Genomic DNA, 24,427 nt, shown 5'->3' with positions numbered 1-24,427 from the left:
CGTGGCCCTCCGGCGCCCCCATGACCTCGTACGTGTTGCACCCTCGAAGAGGAGAACGCCATGACCGCCGAGACGAACACCGAGACCGCCCAGGCGACCGGCTCCTGCTGCTCGTCGACCGGCTCCTGTCACGACGGTACGGCTGACGTGCAGATCGGTGGCGTCACCACCGTCTACCAGGTCACCGGCATGACCTGCGGCCACTGCGAAGGCGCCGTCACCGCCGAGATCTCCGAGCTCCCGGGCGTCACCTCGGTGAAGGCGGTCGCCGGGACCGGCCGGGTGACGGTCGTCTCCGACGCCCCGCTGGCGGAGACCGCCGTACGCGAGGCCGTCGACGAGGCCGGGTACGAGCTCGTCGGCCGGGCCTGAGCGCGGAGACCCCGACCGCCGGGCGCAAGCCCTCCGTCGACGCCCCTCAATACCCCGTCAACGCCTCCCGCCGGGCCGTACCCGACCAGTCCGATACTGGTCCTGTACGGCCCGGCCCCCGTTTTGGAGTCCTGAACGTGGAAACATCCCAGGTCGAGCTCACCATCGGCGGGATGACCTGCGCCTCCTGCGCCGCCCGCGTCGAGAAGAAGCTCAACCGCATGGACGGCGTCAGCGCCACGGTCAACTATGCGACCGAGAAGGCGAAGATCTCCTACCCGCAGGGGCTGGAGGTAGCGGACCTGATCGCGACCGTCGTGAAGACCGGCTACACGGCCGAACAGCCCCCGCCGCCCGCGCCGAAGCCCGCCTCCGGGCTCGACGAACCCGCCGGCCCGGACACCGCGGCGCACCGTGACCCCGAGACGGCCGCCCTGCGCCAACGCCTCGTCGTCTCCGCCGTACTCTCCGCGCCCGTCGTCCTCATGGCGATGATTCCCGCCCTGCAGTTCGACAACTGGCAGTGGCTCTCACTCGCCATGGCCGCCCCCGTGGCCGTCTGGGGCGCCCTCCCCTTCCACCGGGCCGCCTGGACCAACCTCCGGCACGGCGCGGCCACCATGGACACCCTCGTCTCGATCGGCACGCTGGCCGCCTTCGGATGGTCGCTGTGGGCGCTGTTCCTCGGGGACGCGGGGATGCCCGGAATGCGCCACGGCTTCGACCCGACCGTCTCACGTTCCGACGGCGCATCGACGATCTATCTCGAAGTCGCCGCGGGCGTGACCACCTTCATCCTCCTCGGCCGCTATCTGGAGGCCCGCTCCAAGCGGAAAGCGGGCGCGGCCCTGCGCGCCCTGATGGAGCTGGGCGCGAAGGACGTCGCCGTACTGCGCGGCGGTACGGAAGGCGGCGGCAGGGAGGTGCGGATACCGGTCGGACGGCTCGCGGTCGGCGACTGTTTCGTCGTACGCCCCGGAGAGAAGATCGCCACGGACGGCACAGTCGTGGAGGGCGTTTCGGCCGTCGACGCCTCGATGCTCACCGGCGAGTCCGTGCCGGTGGACGTGACCGCGGGCGACCCGGTCACCGGCGGCTGTGTCAACACCGCGGGCCGCCTCGTCGTCGAGGCCACCCGCATCGGCGCCGACACCCAGCTCGCCCGGATGGCCAGGCTGGTCGAGGACGCCCAGAACGGCAAAGCCGAGGCGCAGCGCCTCGCCGACCGGATCTCCGCCGTCTTCGTGCCCGTCGTGCTGCTGATCGCGCTGGGCACCCTCACCGGCTGGCTCCTGACCACCGGGGACACGACCGCGGCCTTCACCGCCGCCGTCGCCGTACTGATCATCGCCTGCCCCTGCGCGCTCGGCCTGGCGACCCCGACCGCCCTCATGGTCGGCACGGGGCGCGGCGCACAGCTCGGCATCCTGATCAAGGGCCCCGAGGTGCTCGAGTCCACCCGCAGGGCCGACACGGTCGTCCTGGACAAGACCGGGACCGTCACGACGGGCCGGATGAACCTTCAGGACGTGTACGTCTCCGAAACCGCCGAGGAGCATGAACTGCTGCGCTTCGCGGGCGCACTGGAGCACGCCTCGGAGCACCCCATCGCGCGCGCCGTGGCAGCGGGAGCCGCGGAACGCGTCGGTCCCCTTCCGCCGGCGACAGCCTTCGAGAACGTTCCCGGACTGGGCGTACGAGGCGTTGTCGAGGGACACCAAGTACTCGTCGGACGCGCTCAGCTGCTCCAGGACGCGGGTGTGGACCTGCCCGCCGAGCTGACCGCAGCCGCCGGCACCGAGGGACGTACGGCGGTCTTCGCCGCCCGGGACGGCAAGGCGCTCGGCGTCCTCGCCGTCGCCGACACGGTCAAGGACTCCAGCGCCGAGGCGGTCGTCCGGCTGCGGGCCCTGGGCCTGACTCCGGTACTGCTGACCGGCGACAGCAGGGCGGTGGCCGAGGCGGTCGCGGCCGAGGTCGGCATCGACGAGGTGTATGCCGAGGTCATGCCCGAGGAGAAGGTGGCCGTGATCAGGCGTCTGCAGGCCGAGGGCCGCAGCGTCGCGATGGTCGGGGACGGCGTCAACGACGCGGCCGCACTCGCCGCAGCCGATCTTGGGCTGGCGATGGGCACGGGCACCGACGCGGCGATCGAGGCCGGTGACCTGACACTCGTACGTGGGGATCTGAGGGTTGCCGCCGACGCCATCCGTCTCGCACGCCGGACGCTGGCAACGATCAAAGGGAATCTTTACTGGGCCTTCGGCTACAACGTCGCCGCACTGCCTCTCGCGGCATCGGGCCTGCTCAACCCCATGATCGCCGGATTCGCCATGGCCTTTTCGTCCGTATTTGTGGTCACCAACAGCCTCCGCCTGCGCTCCTTCTCGTGACTACAAATAGGTCACAAGACCTTCACAAGGAGACCTAGATCACAGATATTGAGGGGTAACCATTAAGGCTCCTCGCGAGTCTAAATTGGCAATGCCGAGAACGTCTTGGGGGACGTTCATGGGATGTCTTGGGGGACGTCCCAGGCAAGCGTTGGCCGGGGCACGTGCCCGGGGAGCTTTGAGCGGCCCTCCCGTGCGTACGTACCCCGGCAGACCGCGTGAGGAGCTCCTGCAGCCAGCAGGCGCCCGGCCGGATCCCGTGGGGGGAATCCGCTCCGGGGATATGGGAAGCGCCCCGCCCGCCGACCCGTGGGGGGATCGGCAGCGGGGCGCTTTCCGCGTTCTGTGCGGCGGCGTTCAGCGGGGTACGGTCACCGGCTCCACCTACTGCCGGGACCGCCCGCCGCCGACCGCCGCGGACGCGGTGTCAGCGGGCCTCGACCGGGACGAAGTCGCGCAGCACCTCGCCGGTGTAGATCTGGCGCGGACGGCCGATGCGGGAACCCGGCTCCTTGATCATCTCGTGCCACTGGGCGATCCAGCCCGGGAGACGGCCGATGGCGAAGAGCACGGTGAACATCTCGGTCGGGAAGCCCATGGCCCGGTAGATCAGACCGGTGTAGAAGTCCACGTTCGGGTAGAGGTTGCGCGAGACGAAGTAGTCGTCGGAGAGCGCGTGCTCCTCCAGCTTCAGCGCGATGTCCAGCAGCTGGTCGGACTTGCCGAGCGCCGAGAGGACATCGTGCGCCGCGGCCTTGATGATCTTCGCGCGCGGGTCGAAGCTCTTGTAGACGCGGTGGCCGAAGCCCATGAGCCGGACGCCGTCCTCCTTGTTCTTCACCTTGCGGATGAAGGAGTCCACGTCGCCGCCGTTGGCCTGAATGCCCTCGAGCATCTCCAGCACCGACTGGTTGGCGCCACCGTGCAGCGGGCCCCACAGGGCGCTGATACCGGCGGAGATCGAGGCGAACATGTTCGCCTGCGAGGAGCCGACCAGACGCACGGTGGAGGTCGAACAGTTCTGCTCGTGGTCCGCGTGCAGGATCAGCAGCTTGTCGAGCGCCGAGACCACGACCGGGTCCAGGTCGTACTCCTGCGCGGGGACCGAGAAGGTCATCCGCAGGAAGTTCTCCACGTACCCGAGGTCGTTGCGCGGGTAGACGAAGGGGTGGCCGATCGACTTCTTGTACGCGTACGCCGCGATCGTCGGCAGCTTGGCGAGCAGCCGGACCGTGGAGAGGTGACGCTGCTTCTCGTCGAACGGGTTGTGGCTGTCCTGGTAGAACGTCGACAGCGCGCTGACCACCGAGGACAGCATCGCCATCGGGTGTGCGTCACGCGGGAATCCGCCGAAGAACCGCTTGACGTCCTCGTGCAGCAGCGTGTGCTGGGTGATCTCACCCTTGAAGGCCGCCAGCTCGTCGACCGTCGGAAGCTCGCCGTTGATCAGCAGGTACGCCACCTCGAGGAAGGTGGAGCGTTCGGCCAGCTGCTCGATCGGGTAGCCGCGGTAGCGCAGGATGCCCTGCTCGCCGTCGAGGTAGGTGATGGCGGATTTATAGGCGGCGGTATTGCCGTATCCGCTGTCCAGGGTGACCAGACCGGTATTGGCTCGGAGCTTCCCGATGTCGAAGCCCTTGTCGCCGACGGTGCTCTCGACCACCGGGTAGGTGTATTCACCGTCCGCGTACCGCAGTACTACAGAGTTGTCGCTCACGTCATCCCTCACCGACGTAGTGCCTCTTCTTCGAGGTGCCCTGACTGTCTCTACCATCCCCCATTTGGCTCAGGAGAGTGCACTCGGGGTCGACCATTGGGCCTACTGGCGGCACTCAGTGCCGCCAACCTGCTCATCTTGCCCCGTTCGCCCAGGTTCCGGAAACCGGGGTGGTGTTTCCCACCCCTCGGGGCCGGGTGACTTCCCCCGGCCGGCCGAGCCGTCCGTGTCAACCGCCGGTCAGCCGGTGGTCGAGCGCGGTGAAACGTCTGCCTGCGGAAACGGTGCGCACTGCCTGTCCTATCGCCTTACGGGAGCCGACCAGCACGACGAGCTTCCTGGCCCGGGTGACCGCGGTGTACAGGAGGTTCCGCTGCAGCATCATCCACGCTCCTGTGGTGACAGGGATCACCACCGCGGGGTATTCGCTGCCCTGGGAGCGGTGAATGGTCACGGCATAGGCGTGGGCCAGCTCGTCCAGCTCGTCGAAGTCGTACGGAACCTCCTCGTCCTCGTCCGTCAGCACCGTCAGCCGCTGATCGTCCAGTTGGAGCGAGGTGACCACGCCGACCGTGCCGTTGAAGACGCCGTTCTTGCCTTTCTCGTAATTGTTGCGAATCTGGGTGACCTTGTCGCCGACCCGGAAGACCCGGCCGCCGAAGCGCTTCTCCGGGAGGTCCGGCCGCGCGGGGGTAATCGCCTGCTGAAGCAGCCCGTTGAGCGTGCCGGCGCCGGCCGGACCGCGGTGCATCGGCGCGAGAACCTGCACATCGCGCCGTGGGTCGAGGCCGAACTTTGCCGGAATCCGGCGGGCGGCCACATCGACGGTGACCCTGCCCGCGTCCTCCGTCTCCTCCTCCACGAAGAGAAAGAAGTCCGAGAGCCCCGAAGTGATGGGCTGGACGCCGGAATTGATGCGATGGGCATTGGTGACGACACCCGACTGCTGGGCCTGGCGGAAGATCCGGGTGAGGCGGACGCTGGGCACCGGGCCGCCGTCCGCGAGCAGATCGCGCAGCACCTCGCCCGCGCCGACGCTCGGCAACTGGTCGACGTCCCCCACCAGCAGCAGATGCGCGCCAGGAGCCACCGCCTTGACCAACTTGTTGGCCAGCAGCAGATCCAGCATTGACGCCTCGTCGACCACCACCAGGTCCGCGTCCAGGGGCCGGTCCCGGTCGTACGCCGCGTCCCCGCCCGGCTTCAGCTCAAGCAGCCGGTGCACGGTGGAGGCCTCGGCTCCGGTGAGCTCGGCAAGACGCTTGGCCGCGCGCCCTGTCGGGGCCGCGAGCACGACCTTGGCCTTCTTGGCGCGGGCCAGCTCCACGATGGAGCGGACCGTGAACGACTTGCCGCAGCCCGGGCCTCCGGTCAGGACGGCCACCTTGCTGGTGAGCGCGAGACGGACCGCCTGCTCCTGCTCGGTCGCCAGCTCGGCGCCCGTCCGCTCGGCCAGCCAGGCCAGCGCCTTGTCCCACGCGACCTCCTGGAACGCCGGCATCCGGTCCTCGGCGGTACGCAGCAGACGGTTCAGCTGAGCCGCGAGCGAGATCTCGGCGCGGTGGAAGGGGACGAGATATACCGCGGTCAGCGCCTCGCCGCCGTCGGGGGCCGGGACCTGCTCCCGGACGACCCCCTCCTCGTCGCCCGCGAGTTCGGCGAGACACTCGATGACAAGGCCGGTGTCCACCTGGAGCAGCTTCACCGCGTCCGCGATCAGCTGCTCCTCGGGCAGGAAGCAGTGCCCCTGGTCGGTGGACTGCGACAGGGCGTACTGCAGGCCCGCCTTGACCCGCTCAGGGCTGTCGTGCGGAATGCCGACCGCCTGCGCGATCCTGTCGGCCGTGAGGAAGCCGATGCCCCATACGTCGGCGGCCAGGCGGTACGGCTGGTTCTTCACGACCGAGATCGAGGCGTCCTCGTACTTCTTGTAGATACGCACCGCGATGGAGGTCGAGACGCCGACGCCCTGGAGGAAGATCATGACCTCCTTGATGGCCTTCTGCTCCTCCCAGGCGGCGCCGATCAACTTCGTGCGCTTCGGGCCGAGTCCGGGGACCTCGATGAGCTTCTTGGGCTCCTGCTCGATGATGTCGAGGGTGTCGACGCCGAAGTGGTCGACGATGCGCTCGGCGATTTTCGGGCCGATGCCCTTGATCAGGCCCGAGCCGAGATAGCGGCGTATGCCCTGGATGGTGGCCGGGAGGACGGTGGTGTAGTTCTCCACCGTGAACTGCTTGCCGTACTGGGGATGGGAGCCCCAGCGGCCCTCCATACGCAGGGACTCGCCCGGCTGCGCGCCGAGCAGCGAGCCGACCACCGTGAGGAGATCACCGCCGCCGCGGCCGGTGTCGACGCGGGCGACCGTGTAGCCGTTCTCCTCATTGGCGTACGTGATCCGCTCGAGGACCCCTTCGAGCACTGCCAGATTGGACATGATCCGACGCTACAGCCGGGGTCCGACAGTGCGGGCGGCCTGTGGACAACTCCGGCCCGCCGGGCGGGCGGCGTCCTGGCAGGTGCCCCGACAGCTGGTGCCCGGCCAGGCCAAGGGGGCCCGGTCGGCCGACCGGGCCCCTCGAACTCCCCCTCCATCAAGGGCTCCCCGATCCCCCCGGATCCCCCCAGGAGCCTTGATGCCAGGTACGACTCGCGTCACAGGGAAAGGGTTGCACGACTGCGGGCAGTTATTTTTGCGGAATCTCGGAATTCCGACGAAATGGGCTGATCGTTGCGTTTCGCCCGGGGCGTGGGCGCGGGTGCGGGTGTGTTGGTCCCCCACCCCGCCCCTTCCCGAAACTGGGGGCTGACGCCCCCGGACCCCGGAGCGGCAGCTTCGCGCCGCGGGGTGAGCCGCAGGGAGCTGCGAGCCTCCCGTCCCACCGGGCACGGCAGTGCCCCTACGCCACGTGCTCCGCGTACCGCCCCACTGTCTCCCGCAGCACCTCCACCCCGTCCCTCGCCCACAACCCCTCGTTGAACAGCTCCACTTCGATCGGCCCGCCATACCCCGCCGCGTCCACCCGTTCCCTCCACTCGCGCAGGTCCACCGCACCGTCGCCCAGCTGGCCGCGCCCGTTCAGGACGCCTGTCGGCAACGGGGTGATCCAGTCCGCCAGTTGGAAGGCGTGGATGCGGTCCGACGCGCCCGCGCGGGCAACTGCCGACGGGGCCGTGTCGTCCCACCAGATGTGGTACGTGTCCACCGCCACGCCCACCTGGTCCGGCGGGAAGCGTTCCGCCAGGTCCAGGGCCTGGGTCAGGGTGGAGACCACGCAGCGGTCCGACGCGAACATCGGGTGCAGCGGCTCGATCGCCAGGCGCACGCCCCGCTCCCCCGCGTAGGGAGCCAGGACCGAGAGCGCGTCCGCGATGCGTTCGCGCGCCACCGGCAGGTCACGGCTGCCCGGTGGGAGGCCTCCGGAGACCAGGACCAGGGTGTCCGTGCCGAGCGCCGCGGCCTCCTCGATCGCCGTGCGGTTGTCGGCCAGGGCGCGGGCCCGTTCCGCCGGGTCGGTCGCGGTGAAGAAGCCCCCGCGGCACAGGCTGGTGACAGTAAGCCCCGCGTCCCGTACGAGCTTGGCGGCCGCGTCGACTCCATACGCCTGGACCGGTTCGCGCCACAGGCCAACCCCGCCGATGCCCAGGGTCCCGCATGCCTCGGTGAGTTCGGGCAGGGTCAGCTGCTTGACCGTCATCTGGTTGATGCTGAGGCACGTCAAGTCCGTCGTCACCGGTCGGCTCCGTACATCGTCAGCAGGGACTTCATACGGTGTTCCGCCAGTTCGGGATCCGGGAACAGTCCAAGGCCGTCGGCCAGTTCGTACGCCCGGCACAGGTGCGGCAGCGAGCGCGCCGACTGCAGGCCACCCACCATCGTGAAGTGCGACTGGTGCCCCGCCAGCCAGGCCAGCAGCACCACGCCCGTCTTGTAGAAGCGCGTCGGCGGCTGGAACAGATGCCGGGACAGCCCGACGGTCGGGTCGAGGAGTGTGCGGAAGCCGTCGGCATCGCCGGTGTCGAGGACCCGTACCGCCTGCGCGGCCAGCGGACCGAGCGGGTCGAAGATCCCCAGCAGCGCGTGGCTGAAGCCGCGTTCGTCGCCGGCGATCAGCTCGGGGTAGTTGAAGTCGTCGCCGGTGTAGCACCGGACACCCTCCGGCAGCCGCCGTCGCACGTCGATCTCGCGCTGCGCGTCGAGCAGCGAGACCTTGATGCCGTCGACCTTGTCGGGGTGCGCGGCGATGACCTCCAGGAACGTCCCCGTCGCCGCGTCGAGGTCGGACGAGCCCCAATACCCCTCCAGCGCCGGGTCGAACAGCGGGCCCAGCCAGTGCAGGATCACCGGCTCGGAGGCCTGGCGCAGCAGGTGGGTGTAGAGGGCCACGTAGTCGTCCGGGGTCCCGGCCGCGCCCGCCAGCGCGCGCGAGGCCATCAGGATCGCCTGCGAGCCGGTCTCTTCGACGAGTGCGAGCTGCTCCTCGTACGCCGCACGGACGGCCGACAGATCAGCCGGGCCGGTCAGTTGGTCGGTGCCCACCCCGCACGCGATGCGGCCGCCCACCGCCTTGGCCTCGGCCGATGAGCGCCGGATCAGCTCGGCCGCGCCCGCCCAGTCGAGACCCATGCCGCGCTGCGCCGTGTCCATGGCCTCCGCGACGCCGAGGCCGTGCGACCACAGATGGCGGCGGAAGGCGAGCGTGGCGTCCCAGTCGACGGCGGCGGGCGTGTCCGGCGAGACATCGGCGTACGGGTCGGCCACCACATGCGCCGCCGCGAAGACCGTACGGGAGGTGAGTGCGGCCCCACCGGCGAACACAGCCGGCTCGGTGCGGGGCTCGTACACCCCATCCAGGAGCCTGATCGTCACAGCGACAGCTCCGGCACCTCGAAGCGGCGGCTCTCGGCCGACGACTTCAGCCCCAGCTCGGCGAGCTGCACGCCGCGCGCGCCCGCCAGCAGGTCCCAGTGGTACGGCTCGCCGAGCGCGACATGTCGCAGGAACAGCTCCCACTGCGCCTTGAAGGGGTTCTCGAACTCCCCGTTGTCCGGCACCTCCTGCCACTGGTCGCGGAAGGACTCCGCGGCGGGCAGATCCGGGTTCCAGACGGGTTTCGGGGTCGCGGAACGGTGCTGGGCGCGGCAGCGGCGCAGGCCCGCGACGGCCGAGCCGTGCGTGCCGTCGACCTGGAACTCGACGAGTTCGTCGCGCATCACCCGTACCGCCCAGGAGGAGTTGATCTGGGCGACGGCACCGCTCTCCAGCTCGAAGATGGCGTACGCGGAGTCGTCGGCGGTCGCGGAGTACGGCTTGCCGCGTTCGTCCCAGCGCTGCGGGATGTGCGTGGCGACCCGCGCCGTCACGCTGGTGACCCGGCCGAACAGCTCGCGCAGTACGTACTCCCAGTGCGGGAACATGTCGAGGACGATGCCGCCGCCGTCCTCGGCGCGGTAGTTCCAGCTCGGGCGCTGCGCCTCCTGCCAGTCGCCCTCGAAGACCCAGTAGCCGAACTCCCCGCGTACGGACAGGATCTCGCCGAAGAAGCCGCCGTCGACGAGGCGCTTCAGCTTCAGCAGGCCCGGCAGGAAGATCTTGTCCTGGACGACGCCGTGCTTGATGCCGGCCGCGTCGGCGAGACGGGCCAGTTCCAGCGCGCCCGCGAGATCGGTGGCGGTCGGCTTCTCGGTGTAGATGTGCTTGCCCGCGGCGACGGCTTGCTTGATGGCGCAGGCGCGGGCGGAGGTGACCTGCGCGTCGAAGTAGATGTCGACGCTGTCGTCGGCGAGCACGGCGTCGAGGTCGGTGGAGACATGGGCGAGGCCGTGGCGTTCGGCGATCTCACGCAGGGCGTGCTCGCGACGTCCGACGAGAACGGGCTCGGGCCACAGGACGTCGCCGTCGCCGAGGTCCAGGCCGCCCTGTTCGCGGATCGCGAGGAGGGAGCGCACCAGGTGCTGGCGGTAGCCCATCCGCCCCGTGACGCCGTTCATGGCGATCCGCACTGTCCTGCGTGTCATCAAGTCGCCTCCACGTTCCCTCATTACGGCCGTGTTCCCTCGATACGGGAGTAGCAAGCGCTTTCTACACGGTATGACGCTAGCCTGCCCACAGCGGCCCGGACAAGGGCCCCGTCCCCTCTCCCGCGGAGGAAAGCGATGACAGTCACCCTGGCGGATGTGGCGGCACGCGCCCGGGTGTCCCCGGCCACCGTCTCCCGTGTCCTCAACGGCAACTACCCGGTCGCGGCGTCAACGCGGGAACGGGTGCTGCGAGCGGTTGACGAGCTCGACTACGTCCTGAACGGGCCCGCCAGCTCGCTGGCGGCGGCCACATCGGATCTGGTGGGCATCCTCGTCAACGACATCGCCGACCCCTTCTTCGGGATCATGGCCGGGGCCGCCCAGACCGAGATCGGCGGGCAGGAGGGCTCGGGGCGCGCGGGCGGCGAGAAACTGGCCGTCGTCTGCAACACCGGCGGCTCCCCCGAGCGCGAACTCACCTATCTCACCCTCCTCCAGCGCCAGCGCGCCGCGGCCGTCGTCCTGACCGGCGGCGCCCTGGAGGACCCGGACCACATCTCGGCGATGACCACGAGACTGGCCAAGCTCGCGGACGCCGGTACGCGGGTCGTACTCTGCGGCCGGCCGCCGCTGCCGGGCAGCGAGGCGATCGTCGCCGCGCTCGCCTTCGACAACCGGGGCGGCGGGCGCCGGCTCACCGAACATCTGGTCGCGCTCGGACACCGCAGGATCGGCTATGTGGCGGGGCCGACCGAGCGCACGACGACCCGGCACCGGCTGGAGGGCCACCGGGCCGCACTGGCCGCGGCGGGCATCGACGGCGACCAGGACCGGCTCACGGTCCACGGCCCGTACGCCCGCCGCTCCGGCTACGACGCGACCCTCGAACTGCTGCGCCGTGACCCCGGTTTGACCGCCGTCGTGGCCGCGAACGACACCGTGGCGCTGGGCGCCTGCGCGGCCCTGCGCGACCAGGGCCTGCGCATCCCCGAGGACATCTCGGTCGCGGGCTTCGACGACCTCCCCTTCTCGATCGACGCGGCACCCGCGCTGACGACGGTCCGGCTGCCGCTGTACGAGGCGGGGGCTCGGGCGGGCCGCCTGGCGATGGGCAAGGAGGCCCCGCCGCCGGGCGGCATCGCGACGATCGCGGCGGAACTGATGGCACGGTCGTCGACGGCGCCGCCGCGGAAGGGGTGAGGCGGGGGCGATTCCGGCAGGTGCGGCTACGGGCCCGCGCGCCAGGATCACCCGATCTTCAGTTCCGCCCAGACGGACTTGCCGATGCCGTGGCGTCGTGGGCAGCAGCCCCAGCGTTCCGCGAGGCCGACGACGAGGACGAGCCCTCGGCCGCCTTCGTCGTCGGCATCGGCCGAACGAGGTTCTGGGCGACGGTTGTTGGCGTCGGCCACTTCGACGCGCAGCATCCCGTCGTAGCGCGCGAGCCGCACGCCGATGTCGCGACCGGCCGGTGTGCGGGCGTGCCGGATGGAGTTGGTGACCAGTTCCGAGAGCAACAGCTCGGCGGTGTCGGCCACTTCGTCCCCGACCTCCCACATGGAGAGCTGCTTGCGCAGCAGCGCTCGGGCCCGCCCGGCGCTGCGAGGACTTCTCGGGAGTCGCCAGCCGACCTCGACGATGTTGGTCTTCGGCACGGGGAGCCTCCGCAAGGTCGCAGTGAGTCACATCTCTAGAGATCTTGGCCTGGTACGCCTTCCTCGGTCAAGAGTTCTCTAGAGATGTCCGCGCTCTGCTCGCCTGTGAGCATGGGGTGGCGGGTGATGGGCAGCGCGAGATGCCTAGGATGTCTAGAGATGATCAGGGAGGACCGTCCATGGGGAGCCAGGGCGCCGGCCGACAGCCCAAGTACCAGCGCATCGCCGCCGAGCTGAAGGCCGCCATCGATTCGGGTGAGTACGGTCCGGGCGATCGGCTGCCCGGTGAGAACGACCTGATGGCCACCTACGAGGTCGCCCGCATGACGGCCAGGCAGGCGCTCGGCGTTCTCCAGTCGGAGGGTCTGGCCGAGGCACGCAAGGGCGCCGGAGTCTTTGTGCGCGAGTTCAGGCCGATCCGGCGCCGCGGTGTCCAGCGGCTCTCACCCGCACTATGGGGCGACGGCCGATCCATCTGGACAGTCGACACTGAAGGCCGGGATCTGACGGTCGATCCGATCTCGGTGACCGAGGAAGACGCCCCTGAAGCGATAGCGCGAGTTCTCGGCCTCGTCGATGGCGCGCTGGCGTGCGTACGCCGCCGCCGGTTCGTACTCGACGGCAGACCAGTCCTGCTGGCCACCTCCTACCTCGACGCCGAGCTTGTGGCGGGCACGGCGATCACGCAGACGGACACCGGGCCCGGAGGCATCTACGCCCGGCTCGACGAGATCGGCTCCAGGCCGGTCCGCTTCCGCGAGGAAGTCCGCTCCCGCATGCCCACTGCAGAGGAAACCGAACGGCTCGGCCTGGCAACGGGCACACCGGTCGTCCTGATCTGCCGCACGGCCTTCGCCGAGGACGGGCGCGCCGTCGAAGTGAACGACATGGTCCTGGATGCGTCCGCCTACATCCTCGAGTACGACTTCGACGCCTGAGGCGTGCCTTGGCCTTATTTCGGATCACCTCGGGAGTCGGGCAATGATCCGAAGAGACCGCCCTGCAACACGTCCTACCTGGGCCGGGGCACCGCCCGGTGACGTCGACCTGCCAATCCCGGGCCGAACCTGGCCTACTCTCGGGGGAGTTGATCGAGAGGGGACTGGTGAGGGGCAGGTTTCTCAGGGGGCCGGCCGCGTGCGCAGCGGCGATGCTGGTGACCGCATGTACGGCACAGGGAGGGGCGCAGCCTTCACCGTCGCTTTCGACGGCGGCGCCGTCACCGACGGCTTCGTCATGGCCGTCGAAGCCGCCGTCTGGGCCGGCGAAGGCGATCGGGACTTCGAAGGCTACGGCTGCCGACCAGGCCTTGCTGGCTGCGGTTAGCCGGAACCCGATGCAGCCCCCTACACACGGCCCGCCACCGATGAGGTCGCGGTCATCCGTCGCGAGCCGCCCGACGCGGGTGAGTTGGCCTGGATGCAGGACGACCGCAGCTTCTGCTGGGCGGCGGTCAGTGAGGACCTTGCGCACCAGGAGTGCGGGCCGTTGCCGAAAGCCTGGCCCCGGGTGGGGGTCCTGCTGGTGCGGCCGGGCATGCCGTTCGGGGACCGCCAGGAGGACGACCACTACATGGTTTTCTTTGCGATCGTCGAGGGCGGGCACGGCCCTTATCACTACACCGGCGGTCCTCCGAGCGGCTCGGGCCCCGTCCGCGAGGGTACGGCGTCCTTCGCTTCGGGACGCACAGTGGGACTTCTGACGTACGAGCGCCCCTTCGGGCGCATCCCGACCGGAACCGAGATCTGCAGTGCGGACAACTCAGTCTGCTTTCCCGCCTATTACCCCGAGACCTAGCAATCCCACAACTCGGGCTCAGCCGACGGCAGACGGTTCCGTTGCCTGCGAGCGGCTTCCCAAGCGTCGTTCCAACGGCGTCAGCTGGGCAACTACGCTCGCGTAAAACCGGTCCACAGACTCGTCGACGCTGCGGATGAATCCGGATTCGGCACTGCCGCGAGTAGCGCCCATGCCCTTGAACAACGACAGCCGGAAACCGGTCGTCCGGGCGCCGTCCTTGGGCAGCATGTCGGCGGGCTCGGGGCGCAGCCGTTCCAGAGTGCCGCGCGGGCCGCTGCCGCCCTCGACGAGGGTCTCGACATGGAGGTCCGCCGGCGCCTCGGCCAGCAGTCGCAGCAGGCGCTTGGCCGAGGTGAGGGGATAACTCCCTTCCGGGGCCTGGATTTCGATGGATGTGCGAAGTCTGGCTGTCCGCAGGTCGGCCGTAATCCCGAGGACCCCCGGCGTTCCGTCGATGCGCAGCTCAGCGGCCAGGCGGCCTTCGTCGCACAGCCGGTCGGCGAGTACAGCGCGCCGGGACTGCGGGTCGGTACCGCGCTTGGCGCGCTGTACCGGCAGGGCCTTATGGCCGAGTTCGCCACCCAGGCGCAGGCAGACCTGGCGGATGAGCCGTTCCCAGCTCTCGACGACCTCCACGGCACGCGGATCGCCCTGGCAGAGAGTTTCCGTGTCGATGCCGTTCCGTACCGGCACCCAGGCCGGCCCCATGTTCTGAAAACCGTGGCAGCCGGAGTTCTCGTGCTGGAGATAGTGCAGCAATTCCTGCAGGAGCCAAGCGTGCGCGGCATTGCCGACACCCTCATGACGGATCAGCATCTGCGCCTGGTGGGCCACTTCGGCCCAGGACAGGTGCCACAGGGCGACCTTGTTCCTGCGCCGCCCGTCGATCTTGACGTCCACCAGCGGACTGCCTTCCAGGGCAACGTCGTTGGAAAGCGTGATGACGGCCTCGTAGCCGCGGCGGGCGGCGATGTCCATGTAGTTCTGGACCTGATCCGGCTTGAGCGGGTTTCCATTGGTCTTCGTCTCGACCAGAGCCGTCCACAGCTTGCCCGCGCGCTCCACACGGATCACACCGTCCGGGCGCTTGGGGGTATCGCCGTGCGGAAGCGTGACTTCGGTGAAGGTCTGCATTCGTCCGGCCGGTGCGCCGAAGGCGGCGGTGAGCCTTCGCCCCAACTCGGGCACTTCGGCCATCACGGAGAGGAGAACGGAAGTGGCCCGCAGCTCGCGCTCCTTGTCGCTCTTGAGCGACGGCGCCGGGAAGAGCCGGGCAGGCCGCCAGGAGTCGTTCTCAGCGAGGGACTTCTTGACCACCTTGGGCAGTGTGACCTTCTTCTTCGCGGTACGAGGGCCACGCGCGCGCTTTGTCGTGGGCTCCACGCCGACCTGCTGCGCCTCACGTACGGCCTGTGCGGGGATCGCCGCCGGTGGCAGGACGGCCGGTGGCCGCGGCTCATCGGCCTTCGGCACCTGCTCCACCGCTACCGCGTCGTCTTCGCTCTCGTCTTCGCTCTCGTCTTCGCTCTCTTCATCGATATCGATACCGAAGTCCGTGGCCAGACCCGCCAGACCGGTCTCGTAGCCCTGCCCGATGGCCCGGAACTTCCACCCCTCGCCCCGCCGGTAGAGCTCACCGAAGATGAATGCGCTCTCGACTCCGGCGTCGGTGATGGAGAATCCGAGCAGAGCTTCACCGCTGCCATCGGCGAGCGTTACCCGCAGGTCGTCGAGTTCACCGAAGCAGGAACCGCCGTACTGACTGGCCGTCACGACAATACGTTCAACATCCTCCGGCACAGCGGTCAGATCGAGGCTGATGCGGTCCTCGCTGCCGCTGTCGGTCGGTGTCTTGCCCAGCAGCTGCACGCTGCCGTCGGCCGCGGCGGGGTTGTTGTAGAAGAAGAAGTCGGCATCGCTGCGCACCTTGCCGTTGCCGTCCAACAGCAATACGGAGACATCGGCATCGCCGTCCCCCGCCGCACTGCTCCAACGCAGGCTCACGACCACCGATCCGGTGTCATCGCTCAGGGCTGCCAGGCCGATGTTGGAACCCTTGGCCATTTCGCGCATGCAGTCCCCCTGACGTACAGCCGTCTCAGGTCAGGCCCGAGCGGCGGCAACATGTCGATCTGTGACGTAGCTCGCACTCGGCGCTACGAAAAGTACCGTAGCGCTCACCGTCGGTGCGCGAGCAGGTGATGTGAAGAATCAACCATCTTCTGCTCCCGGACATGGAGCTCTGCCCGTCGGCACAGATCGCCCTCTTGCCGGGACTACGACCGCGTCGTACCGTTGACTCAGTCAAGGATAGAGCCCGGAGCAGCCCATGCCCATCCAGGAAATCCGCGCCTTCAACCGCTTCTACACCAACCTCATCGGCGCGCTCGACTACAGCAAGCACCTCTACACCCCGTACACCCTGACCGAGTCCCGCGTCCTGTACGAGCTCGCCCACAGTCCCCGTACCGACGCCGCCGATCTGCGGGCCGAGCTCTCCCTCGACGCCGGGTACTTGAGCAGGCTCCTCGCCAAGTTCGAGCGGGACGGACTGGTCGGACGGGCGCCGTCAGAGGTGGATTCGCGGCGGCAGCGGATCACGCTCACCGAGCGGGGACGCGAGGCCGCCGCGCTGCTCGACGAGCGGTCGCGGGAGGCCGTGGGGGCGCTGCTCGCCAATGTGCCCGCCGATGAGCGGCCGCGGCTCGTCGAGGCGATGCGGACCGTGCGCGAGATCCTCGGCCGGGAGCGGGCCGCCCACCGGGAAGGGCCCGTGCTGCGCGAGCCCGGTCCCGGGGATCTGGGGTGGGTCGTGCAGCGCCATGGTGCGCTGTACGCCGCCGAGTACGGCTGGAACGCCGACTTCGAGGGGCTCGTCGCCCGGATCGTCGCGGACTTCGCCCAGGACCACGATCCCCATCTGGAGCGGGTGTGGATCGCCGAGCTGGACGGGCGGCCGGTGGGGTCGGTCATGTGCGTACGGGACGACGCCCCGGCGACCGCGCGGCTGCGGCTGCTGCTGGTTGAGCCGGATGCGCGAGGGCACGGACTCGGCGACCTGCTCGTGCGTACCGTCGTGGATTTCGCTCGCGATGTGGGGTATCGAGATCTGGTGCTGTGGACCAATGACGTACTGGCCGGTGCCCGCCGGATCTATCAGCGGGCCGGGTTCACCCTCGTCGCCGAGAAGCCGCACCGTTCGTACGGAGCCGATCTGGTCGGCCAGGACTGGCGGCTGCCCCTGCTGGAAGGAACGATCACGTGAAGTTCGCCTTCTCCACCCTCGGTGTGCCGGGCATGCCGGTCCCCGACGTGGTCGCGCTCGCCGTGGACACCGGTTATCAGGGGGTGGAGCTGCGCGCCCACTCCGAGGAGCCGGTACATCCGGGGACCGGCATGCGGGAGCGGGCCGCCGTGGTCGCCGAATTCGAGCGGGCGGGCGTGGAGATTCTCACCGTGTGCGGGTACACCGGTGTCGCGGCCGCCGGTGACGACGCTCCGGTGTACAAGGAGCTCGACGAACTGATGTGGCTGGCCAAGGACTTGGGCGCCCCGTATGTACGCGTCTTCCCCGGCGCAGGCGACCAGGACCCGGACGAGGCCGAGGCCACCGCCGCCCGCCGGCTCGGGACCGCCGCCGAGACCGCGGCCGAACTCGGCGTACGGATCCTGCTGGAGACCCACGACTCGCACCGCACCGGCGCCGGTGTCTCGCGCATCCTGGGCACGGTCGGCCACAAGCACGTCGGCGCGATCTGGGACGTGGTGCACCCCTGGCTCGACGGCGAGACCCCGGCCGCGGCGCATGCCGCGCTCGCCCCCTTCCTCGGCTACGTCCAGGTGAAGGACGTCGCATCGGCCGACGACCTCGCGCCACTGCCGCTCGGCGCGGGCGTACTGCCGCTGGCCGAGTGTCTGGCCACGCTCACCGAGGAGACGTGGCTGTGCTGGGAGTACGAGAAGCGCTGGCATCCGGAGGCAGCCGATCTGCCGGGACTGCTGGTGCCGGGGCGGGAGCACCTGGAACTCCTGCTCGCGACAGTGAGGTGAGCGCCACGCCGCCGACCAGCAGCACCGCCGCGCCCCAGCGCAGCGGGCTCACCGACTCGTCGAGCAGCAGCGCCGCGGACGACATGCCGAAGACCGGGACGAGGAGCGAGAAGGGGGCCACGGCGGAGGCGGGATAGTGGCGCAGCAGGAAACCCCAGGCGCCGAAGCCGAACACCGTCGCGCCCCAGGCGACATAGACGATCGTGCCTGCCCCGCTCCAGTCCAGGGAGCGCAGCGCCTCCATGTCGGCCTCGGGGCCTTCGAGGAGGAGGGAGAGTGCGAGCAGCGGCAGCACGGGGACGGTGGAGACCCAGATCATGAAGTTCAGGGCGTCCGGCGGGGACGCCTTGCGGGTCAGCACATTGGACACGCCCCAGCAGGCCGCGGCCGCGATGAGGAGCAGGAAGGCGAGGACGGGGCCCGAGGTTCCCTCGTCGACCGCCGCGAGGGCGATGCCGGACAGGGCGATGGCCATGCCCAGGATCCGTACCCTGCCCGGACGTTCGTGCAGGACGACGGCCGCGAGCAGGGCCGTGAAGACCGCCTGGATCTGCAGGACCAGCGAGGAGAGCCCGGCCGGCATGCCGCGGTCCATACCGATGAACAGCAGCCCGAACTTCGCGACGCCCAGAGCCAGTCCGACGCCGATCACCCACTTCCAGGCGACCTTGGGGCGGCCAACGAAGAAGACCGCGGGCAGCGCGGCCACCAGGAAGCGCAGGGCGGAGAAAAGCAGGGGCGGGAAGTGGCCGAGCCCGAGTTCGATGACGACGAAGTTCACTCCCCAGACCGCGGTGACCAGGACGGCGAGTGCCATGTGTACGGGGCGCATGGGTCGATGATCAGCGGCGCCGACCATGTAGCACCAGCGCGGGTTTCTTCATGATGGAATTGAGCGTTGCTTATGAATGCCCGCTAAAGGACCGCACCACAGGGAGGCCGCCATGCTCGATCTGGGGCGACTGCGCGCACTGCACGCCGTCTCCGTCCACGGGTCCGTCGCCGCGGCGGCCGTCGCGCTCGGGTACACCCCCTCCGCCGTGTCGCAGCAGATCACCAAGCTGGAGCGGGAGACGCGTACGACTCTGCTGGAGCGCCGGGGGCGGGGCGTCGCGCTCACCGAGGAGGCGCGTCATCTGGCCGCCACCGCACAGGAGTTGCTCGCCATCGTCGAGCGCGCCGAGACCACTTTGGAGGAGCGCCGGGGGCAGCCGACCGGGCGGCTCACGATCGGCGCCTTCGCCTCGGCGGCGCGTGGTCTGCTGCCCGGGGTCCTCGCCGAACTGAGCCGCAGGCATCCAGGGCTCGACGCCCGCATGACCGAGGTCGACCCGCATCTGTCCATCGACCTGGTCGCCCGCGGCATGATTGACGTGGCCGTCGCGCACGACTGGGACATCGCGCCGCTGCCCGCCCCCGAGGGGGTGGAGCAGGCCGTCATCGGCGACGACCTGTGCGATCTGCTCGTGCCGGAGGGGCATCCGCTGGCCGCGCACGCGTTCGTGCGCCGCGAGGATCTGGCGGGGCAGCGGTGGATCTGCCAGCCGCCGGGTACGGTCTGCCACGACTGGCTGGTCCGTACCCTGCGCGCGGCCGGGTGCGAGCCCGATCTCGTCCACCGGGCCGAGGAGTACCACACCCAGCTCGCGCTGGTCGCGGCCGGACTGGGCATCGCGCTGATCCCGCGGCTCGGCCGGGGCACGCTGCCCGCGGGGGTGGTGGCGGTGGGCCTGGATCCGGTGCCGAAGCGGCGGTTGTACGCGCTGTGGCGGGCGGGGGCGGCGCGGCGGCCGGCGATCACGGAGACGGTGGGGGTGTTGCGGGGGCGGTGGGCGGGGTGTTGAGGGCGGGGGGTCCGGGGTGGGGGACATGCCCGCCCGCAAGCGCCACCTCCGCCCCGCGTGACGCCCCGCGTACCAATTGCCGACAACCCCGGCGTGGCGGGGAACCCCCCACCGGGGCCGGCCGTCTAACGGGCCGTACTGCTGGGTGAGTCTCCGCTGTGCGGTGTCGGCCCTCGCTGCTGGCTGCGATCGCTGACCACCCCCTCTCCAGCCGCCTGCGGCCGGCAGCACACCGCCACCGGTGCGGCCCCCTCCGACAGCACCGGTGGCGGCCCCCGTCCCGGTGACCTTCCGCGCGCCGCGCCGTCTTTCTCTTGCCACACCCTTGACCTGGCAGTAATTTTCGGGCTATCCGTGTGTCCTTGGAAGTTTCCTTCAACTCCCTTGTCGAGCAAGGCCGGAAGGAGCCCCATGCACGACCGGAGCCTCACCAGACGCACCCTCCTCACCGCGACTGCCGCCACCGCCGTGGCGGCGGGCGCCGTTGCCGGCGCCTCCCCCGCACTCGCCCTCCCCTCCCACCGCGACCGCCTCAAACGGCTCATCGCCCGGATGAGCCTGGAGGAGAAGATCGGCCAGCTCTTCGTGATGCGGGTGTACGGGCACTCCGCCACCGCCCCCGACCAGGCCGACATCGAGCTGAACCTCAAGGAGATGGGCGTCCGCACGGCCGCCGAGCTGGTCTCGGCGTATCACGTCGGCGGCATCATCTACTTCTCCTGGGCGCACAACACCCGTGATCAGTACCAGATCGCCGACCTGTCCAACGGCATCCAGCGGGCCGGACTCGCCCAGTCCACTCCCGTACCGTTGCTGATCTCCACCGACCAGGAGCACGGCATTGTGGCCCGCGTGGGCAGGCCGGCCACCCTGATGCCGGGTGCGATGGCGCTGGGCGCGGGCGGGTCCCGCTCCGACGCCCGTACGGCGGCGCGGATCGCCGGGGCCGAGCTGGCCGCGATGGGTATCTGCCAGAACTACGCCCCGGTCGCCGACGTCAACGTCAACCCCGCCAATCCGGTCATCGGTGTCCGCTCCTTCGGCGCCGACCCCGATGTGGTTGCGGGCCTGGTCGCCGCGCAGGTGAAGGGCTATCAGAGTGCGGGCATCGCCGCGACGTCGAAGCACTTCCCGGGGCACGGCGACACGACCGTCGACAGTCACACGGGCATCCCGGTCATCACCCACACCCGCGAGCAGTGGGAGGAGATCGACGCCCCGCCGTTCCGGGCGGCTGTCGCCGCCGGTATCGACTCGATCATGACGGCGCACATCCAGTTCCCCGCGCTGGACCCGAGCAACGACCCGGCCACGCTCTCGCACCCCATCCTCACCGGCATCCTGCGCGAGGAGCTGGGTTACGACGGTGTGGTGGTCACCGACGCGCTCAACATGCAGGGCGTACGCGACAAGTACGGCGACAGCCGGGTGCCGGTGCTCGCGCTGAAGGCGGGTGTGGACCAGCTGCTCAACCCGCCGGACCTGGCCGTCGCCTGGAACGGCGTCCTCAGCGCGGTCAAGAGCGGCGAGCTCACCGTGGCCCGCCTCGAGGAATCGATCCTGCGCATCCTGCTCCTGAAGGAGAAACTGGGCCTGTTCCGCGACCCGTTCGTCTCCCGGCGCGAAGTGGAGCGCACTGTCGGCGCCCGCGCGCATCTCGCCGCGGCCGACCGGATCGCCGAGGGCACCACGACCCTGCTCGTCAACGAGGGCGGGCTGCTTCCGCTGAACAGGCGCAGTGGGCGCAATCTCCTGGTGGTCGGCGCCGATCCGGCCTCGCCCACCGGGACGACCGGGCCGCCGACCTCCGTACTGACGAAGGTGCTGACCGAACTGGGCTTCGCCGCGACCGCGCTGTCCACCGGGATCACACCGACGGCCGCGAAGATCGACGAGGCGGTCGCGGCGTCGGGCGGCAAGGACGCGGTGATCGTCGGCACGTACAACGTCACGGCGACCAGCCCGCAGCGGACGCTGGTGGCCCGGCTCGCCGCGACCGGTGTGCCCGTCGTCGCGGTCGCCATCCGCAATCCGTACGACATCGCCCAGCTCACCGGCGTACGGGCGGCGCTCGCCGCGTACTGCTGGACCGATGTCGAACTGCGCGCGGCGGCACGGGTGATCGCGGGCCGGGCCGACCCGGAGGGGCACCTTCCGGTGCCGGTGCAGCGCGCGGACGATCCGCTTCAGGTGCTGTATCCCATCGGCCACGGCCTGTCGTACGACTGACGGAGACCGACAGACCGGAGAGTGAAAGACCGGCGGGCGAAAGACCGACATACGCAAACGTGCCACGCACCCCCGGCGGACTCCCGCAAAATGTCATCAAACGCCCCGCACGTCTGGCGTGGCCCGCCCCGGCGGGTCACGCTGGACGGACCGGCCGGGGGTCGGGGCTCGTGGGGGGTACGTGATGGGCGTGAAGCGACGGTCAGCCGGGGCGGTGAGCAGCCTGGTACCGGCACTCGCCCTGGTGGTGGCCCTGATCGCCGGCTGCCAGCAGGCGAGCGGACGCACCGGCGCGGCCGCGAGCAGCGTCGAGAGCGGCAGCCCAACGCCCCCGGGATACGGCCTGGTCTTCCTCGGACCCGGCGACTGCGCCTCGCGCGGCCGTGACTTCCGTGAAGTGCCCTGCACCAGCGAGAAGGCGTCCGCCCGGGTGACCGCCCGCTACGAGGTACGGCCGACGACGGGCCCGGCCTGCCCCGCCGCCACCGACTTCGTCCTGCACATCTCCGCGAGCCGTCCCTCCACGGACGAGGACGGCGACGGCGAGGTGGGTCAGGGGTACGCCTGCATGCGCAATCTGGAGCCGCCGCATCCGGGCGACCCGGGCGGGGGCGGCGGTCCGCACACCGCGGTCGGCGACTGCGTCTACAGCGCGAGCGCGGGCCAGGTGAAGGAGACGGCCTGCGACGGATCGGGCACGCGCGCACCGGAGTTCAGGGTGGCGTCCTCGGTGGATCGCAGGGCGCAGTGCCCGCCGTCCACGGCGCTGTATGTGCGGCTGGAGGGTGACAAGCCGGTGGGCTGCGCCCGCCGCGTGTGAGGATCACTCGGCGGCGGGCGCAGCCCCATGGGACCTACGGCCGCAGGGCCGGCTCCCGCTCGATGTCGCGCTTGTCGAGCTTCGCGTCGTACCTGGTCAGCGGCTTCGCCTTCGCCTCGTCCTGCTGGACGGCGGCCGGGGCGACGCCCGCCCACTTCAGAATCGCGGCGGTGGCTGCCGCCTTCTGGTCGGGCACCAGGGCGGCCACGTTGGCGCCGTGGTTGGCACCCGGAGCGACATACACATGGCTGTCGTGGGTGCCCCTGCCGGGCCGGAACTGCTCGGAGCCCCACGGGTCGTTCTGGCCGTAGACGAAGAGCATCTGGTTGGCGTTGTGCCGCACCCAGGTGTCCACGTCGCGCATGACCCACGGCTTGAAGCGCATCGGGATGTCACGCGGCACGAAGTTCCGCGGCGGCTGGTACCCGTACCGGGTCAGGCCGTTCAGGTGCGGCTGCTTGATGTCGGGCGAGCCCAGCTCGGTGCCTGCCTGGTAGTAGTACGGGGTGTACGTCTCCAGGCCCTGGTCGGTGTAGGCGGAGAAGCCGGAGATCGCGTCGATGCTGTCGTAGATCTCCTGGTCGCTCGCGGTCGCGGCGGCCGGGATCGATCCGCAGTCGGCGAGCTTGCTGTACTGCCAGAAGGCCCAGACGTAGTCGAGGACGACCGCCTCGTACGCCTTGTCGAGGCTGCCGACGGTCTTGAAGGTGTAGCCCTCGGCGGTCGCGGCCGCCTGGTACTTGGCCTCCAGGGGCTCGCGCCGCACCAGTGCCTCGCGCTGGACCCCGTTCAGCTTGTCGCGGCACTCCTTGGTGCCGACGTTCTCGAAGAACCGGTCGTACGCCGAGTCCTCCTTGTTGACCACGTCGTTGGGCGCGACGTACGCGACGACGCCGTCCATGTCCCGCGGGTAGTGGCGCTCGAAATAGGTGGCCGTCATGCCGCCCTTGGAAGCGCCGGTGGCGAGCCACTTCTTGGTGTAGATCTTCTTCAGCGCCTTGAAGACCCGGTGCTGGTCGCTGGCCGCCTGCCAGATGTCCAGCTTGGACCAGTTGGCCGGGTCGGGCCTGGACGGGGTGAAGAAGCGATACTCCAGGGAGACCTGGTTGCCGTCGATGATCGCCGTCGGCTCACTGCGGCGTGGCGTGGTGCTCACGTTGTAGCCGGAGGTGAAGAAGACGGTGGGGCGGCTGGTGTCCTTGTGCAACAGGGTGATCCGCTGCTTGAACGTGCCCTTGTCGGGGTGCCGGTGATCGACCGGCTGTGTGTAGTTGAGGACGAAGTACCGGTAACCCGGGTACGGCTTCTCCTCGATGAGACTCATGCCCTCAATCGCGAGGATCTGGTCCTTGATGTCCGTGCCGGCCGTCGGCTCGGCGGCGGTAGCCGCACCGGCCGTCGCACCGGCCGCACTCATCGTGCCAATGAGCACCACGAGCGACAGCAGCCATCTGAGCGCCTTGCGCATTCACCCTCCCCTTGATTCACCTGTGGTCGCGGTGAACCTAGCGGGGGCAACACCTGTC

General features: G+C 69.8%; 19 protein-coding genes and 1 pseudogene. 11 read left to right on the top strand and 9 right to left on the bottom strand.

The features are described 5' to 3' along the window. The first annotated feature begins 60 nt into the window (after positions 1-60). Positions 61-372 carry a heavy-metal-associated domain-containing protein gene (locus OG905_RS26180; RefSeq protein ID WP_328677759.1) on the top strand — a complete coding sequence of 104 codons (312 nt, stop codon included), beginning with the start codon at positions 61-63 and terminating at the stop codon, positions 370-372. 173 nt (positions 373-545) lie between these two features. After that, on the top strand, positions 546-2,765 hold the full coding sequence (locus OG905_RS26175; protein WP_443044085.1) for a heavy metal translocating P-type ATPase: 2,220 nt from the start codon (positions 546-548) through the stop codon (positions 2,763-2,765). A 427-nt stretch (positions 2,766-3,192) separates the two neighbouring features. Here the strand turns inward: OG905_RS26175 and OG905_RS26170 are convergent, their stop codons facing one another. From OG905_RS26170 to OG905_RS26150, 5 genes are all read right to left on the bottom strand, one after another. Then, the gene (locus OG905_RS26170) at positions 3,193-4,482 is read right to left on the bottom strand and encodes a citrate synthase (protein WP_324978645.1); all 1,290 of its coding nucleotides are present in this window, start codon (positions 4,480-4,482) and stop codon (positions 3,193-3,195) included. 229 nt (positions 4,483-4,711) lie between these two features. After that, positions 4,712-6,919: an SF1B family DNA helicase RecD2 gene (gene recD2, locus OG905_RS26165; RefSeq protein ID WP_328677752.1), complete on the bottom strand. Its 2,208-nt coding sequence runs from the start codon at positions 6,917-6,919 to the stop codon at positions 4,712-4,714. Positions 6,920-7,382: 463 nt separating this feature from the next. Next, a complete protein-coding gene (locus OG905_RS26160; RefSeq protein WP_328682611.1) occupies positions 7,383-8,180 on the bottom strand; it encodes a sugar phosphate isomerase/epimerase family protein in 798 nt (265 codons plus the stop codon). Positions 8,181-8,212: 32 nt separating this feature from the next. Beyond that, positions 8,213-9,352, bottom strand: coding sequence for a dihydrodipicolinate synthase family protein (locus OG905_RS26155; RefSeq protein WP_443043993.1), 1,140 nt, complete (start codon positions 9,350-9,352; stop codon positions 8,213-8,215). After that, positions 9,349-10,500, bottom strand: a complete 1,152-nt coding sequence (locus tag OG905_RS26150; protein ID WP_328677751.1) for a Gfo/Idh/MocA family protein — start codon at positions 10,498-10,500, stop codon at positions 9,349-9,351. The genes OG905_RS26155 and OG905_RS26150 overlap by 4 nt, the downstream gene beginning before the upstream one ends. A gap of 138 nt (positions 10,501-10,638) precedes the next feature. Here OG905_RS26150 and OG905_RS26145 point away from each other — a divergent pair, with 138 nt between their 5' ends. Continuing rightward, complete coding sequence (locus OG905_RS26145; protein WP_328677750.1) at positions 10,639-11,703, top strand: LacI family DNA-binding transcriptional regulator; 1,065 nt, start codon at positions 10,639-10,641, stop codon at positions 11,701-11,703. Positions 11,704-11,750: 47 nt separating this feature from the next. Here the strand turns inward: OG905_RS26145 and OG905_RS26140 are convergent, their stop codons facing one another. Then, on the bottom strand, positions 11,751-12,158 hold the full coding sequence (locus tag OG905_RS26140; RefSeq protein ID WP_328677749.1) for an ATP-binding protein: 408 nt from the start codon (positions 12,156-12,158) through the stop codon (positions 11,751-11,753). A 179-nt stretch (positions 12,159-12,337) separates the two neighbouring features. Between OG905_RS26140 and OG905_RS26135 the strand changes: the two genes are divergently transcribed. The 3 genes from OG905_RS26135 to OG905_RS26125 all read left to right on the top strand — a co-directional run bounded on the left by OG905_RS26135 (position 12,338) and on the right by OG905_RS26125 (position 13,955). Further along, positions 12,338-13,096 carry a GntR family transcriptional regulator gene (locus OG905_RS26135; RefSeq protein ID WP_328677748.1) on the top strand — a complete coding sequence of 253 codons (759 nt, stop codon included), beginning with the start codon at positions 12,338-12,340 and terminating at the stop codon, positions 13,094-13,096. Positions 13,097-13,295: 199 nt separating this feature from the next. Next, positions 13,296-13,484 carry a hypothetical protein gene (locus OG905_RS26130; protein WP_328677747.1) on the top strand — a complete coding sequence of 63 codons (189 nt, stop codon included), beginning with the start codon at positions 13,296-13,298 and terminating at the stop codon, positions 13,482-13,484. Between the two features lie 93 nt (positions 13,485-13,577). Then, positions 13,578-13,955, top strand: coding sequence for a hypothetical protein (locus OG905_RS26125; protein WP_328677746.1), 378 nt, complete (start codon positions 13,578-13,580; stop codon positions 13,953-13,955). 18 nt (positions 13,956-13,973) lie between these two features. On the opposite strand, the gene OG905_RS26120 is transcribed toward OG905_RS26125, so the two are convergent. Further along, complete coding sequence (locus OG905_RS26120; RefSeq protein WP_328682607.1) at positions 13,974-16,022, bottom strand: TerD family protein; 2,049 nt, start codon at positions 16,020-16,022, stop codon at positions 13,974-13,976. Positions 16,023-16,287: 265 nt separating this feature from the next. Here OG905_RS26120 and OG905_RS26115 point away from each other — a divergent pair, with 265 nt between their 5' ends. Both OG905_RS26115 and OG905_RS26110 read left to right on the top strand, forming a co-directional pair. Then, complete coding sequence (locus tag OG905_RS26115) at positions 16,288-17,223, top strand: bifunctional helix-turn-helix transcriptional regulator/GNAT family N-acetyltransferase (RefSeq protein ID WP_328677744.1); 936 nt, start codon at positions 16,288-16,290, stop codon at positions 17,221-17,223. Continuing rightward, positions 17,220-17,981, top strand: a pseudogene (locus OG905_RS26110) (sugar phosphate isomerase/epimerase family protein); the annotation flags it as partial. The gene OG905_RS26115 and the pseudogene OG905_RS26110, both read left to right, overlap by 4 nt. Here the strand turns inward: OG905_RS26110 and OG905_RS26105 are convergent. Next, positions 17,884-18,840, bottom strand: coding sequence for an EamA family transporter (locus OG905_RS26105; RefSeq protein WP_328677742.1), 957 nt, complete (start codon positions 18,838-18,840; stop codon positions 17,884-17,886). The pseudogene OG905_RS26110 and the gene OG905_RS26105 overlap by 98 nt on opposite strands. A gap of 112 nt (positions 18,841-18,952) precedes the next feature. Here OG905_RS26105 and OG905_RS26100 point away from each other — a divergent pair, with 112 nt between their 5' ends. The 3 genes from OG905_RS26100 to OG905_RS26090 all read left to right on the top strand — a co-directional run bounded on the left by OG905_RS26100 (position 18,953) and on the right by OG905_RS26090 (position 22,901). Continuing rightward, the gene (locus OG905_RS26100; RefSeq protein WP_328677741.1) at positions 18,953-19,852 is read left to right on the top strand and encodes a LysR family transcriptional regulator; all 900 of its coding nucleotides are present in this window, start codon (positions 18,953-18,955) and stop codon (positions 19,850-19,852) included. Positions 19,853-20,263: 411 nt separating this feature from the next. After that, positions 20,264-22,081: a glycoside hydrolase family 3 protein gene (locus OG905_RS26095; protein ID WP_328677740.1), complete on the top strand. Its 1,818-nt coding sequence runs from the start codon at positions 20,264-20,266 to the stop codon at positions 22,079-22,081. A 184-nt stretch (positions 22,082-22,265) separates the two neighbouring features. Beyond that, a complete protein-coding gene (locus OG905_RS26090) occupies positions 22,266-22,901 on the top strand; it encodes a hypothetical protein (RefSeq protein WP_443043992.1) in 636 nt (211 codons plus the stop codon). A 34-nt stretch (positions 22,902-22,935) separates the two neighbouring features. On the opposite strand, the gene OG905_RS26085 is transcribed toward OG905_RS26090, so the two are convergent. Further along, positions 22,936-24,369: a S28 family serine protease gene (locus tag OG905_RS26085; RefSeq protein WP_328677737.1), complete on the bottom strand. Its 1,434-nt coding sequence runs from the start codon at positions 24,367-24,369 to the stop codon at positions 22,936-22,938. Between the last annotated feature and the right edge of the window lie 58 nt (positions 24,370-24,427).

Source organism: Streptomyces sp. NBC_00322, from assembly GCF_036147535.1.
Classification (GTDB): domain Bacteria; phylum Actinomycetota; class Actinomycetes; order Streptomycetales; family Streptomycetaceae; genus Streptomyces.
The sequence above is the reverse complement of the archived record's forward strand: the minus strand, read 5'-3'. Positions and strand labels throughout refer to the sequence as shown.

Coding starts and splice junctions, on each gene's coding strand:
- OG905_RS26180 (WP_328677759.1), top strand. CDS start 61: ATGACCGCCGAGACGAACACCGAGACCGCCCAGGCGACCGGCTCCTGC.
- OG905_RS26175 (WP_443044085.1), top strand. CDS start 546: ATGACCTGCGCCTCCTGCGCCGCCCGCGTCGAGAAGAAGCTCAACCGC.
- recD2 (WP_328677752.1), bottom strand. CDS start 6,919: ATGTCCAATCTGGCAGTGCTCGAAGGGGTCCTCGAGCGGATCACGTAC.
- OG905_RS26160 (WP_328682611.1), bottom strand. CDS start 8,180: ATGACGGTCAAGCAGCTGACCCTGCCCGAACTCACCGAGGCATGCGGG.
- OG905_RS26150 (WP_328677751.1), bottom strand. CDS start 10,500: ATGACACGCAGGACAGTGCGGATCGCCATGAACGGCGTCACGGGGCGG.
- OG905_RS26145 (WP_328677750.1), top strand. CDS start 10,639: ATGACAGTCACCCTGGCGGATGTGGCGGCACGCGCCCGGGTGTCCCCG.
- OG905_RS26135 (WP_328677748.1), top strand. CDS start 12,338: ATGGGGAGCCAGGGCGCCGGCCGACAGCCCAAGTACCAGCGCATCGCC.
- OG905_RS26125 (WP_328677746.1), top strand. CDS start 13,578: ATGCAGGACGACCGCAGCTTCTGCTGGGCGGCGGTCAGTGAGGACCTT.
- OG905_RS26120 (WP_328682607.1), bottom strand. CDS start 16,022: ATGGCCAAGGGTTCCAACATCGGCCTGGCAGCCCTGAGCGATGACACC.
- OG905_RS26115 (WP_328677744.1), top strand. CDS start 16,288: ATGCCCATCCAGGAAATCCGCGCCTTCAACCGCTTCTACACCAACCTC.
- OG905_RS26105 (WP_328677742.1), bottom strand. CDS start 18,840: ATGCGCCCCGTACACATGGCACTCGCCGTCCTGGTCACCGCGGTCTGG.
- OG905_RS26100 (WP_328677741.1), top strand. CDS start 18,953: ATGCTCGATCTGGGGCGACTGCGCGCACTGCACGCCGTCTCCGTCCAC.
- OG905_RS26095 (WP_328677740.1), top strand. CDS start 20,264: ATGCACGACCGGAGCCTCACCAGACGCACCCTCCTCACCGCGACTGCC.
- OG905_RS26090 (WP_443043992.1), top strand. CDS start 22,266: ATGGGCGTGAAGCGACGGTCAGCCGGGGCGGTGAGCAGCCTGGTACCG.
- OG905_RS26085 (WP_328677737.1), bottom strand. CDS start 24,369: ATGCGCAAGGCGCTCAGATGGCTGCTGTCGCTCGTGGTGCTCATTGGC.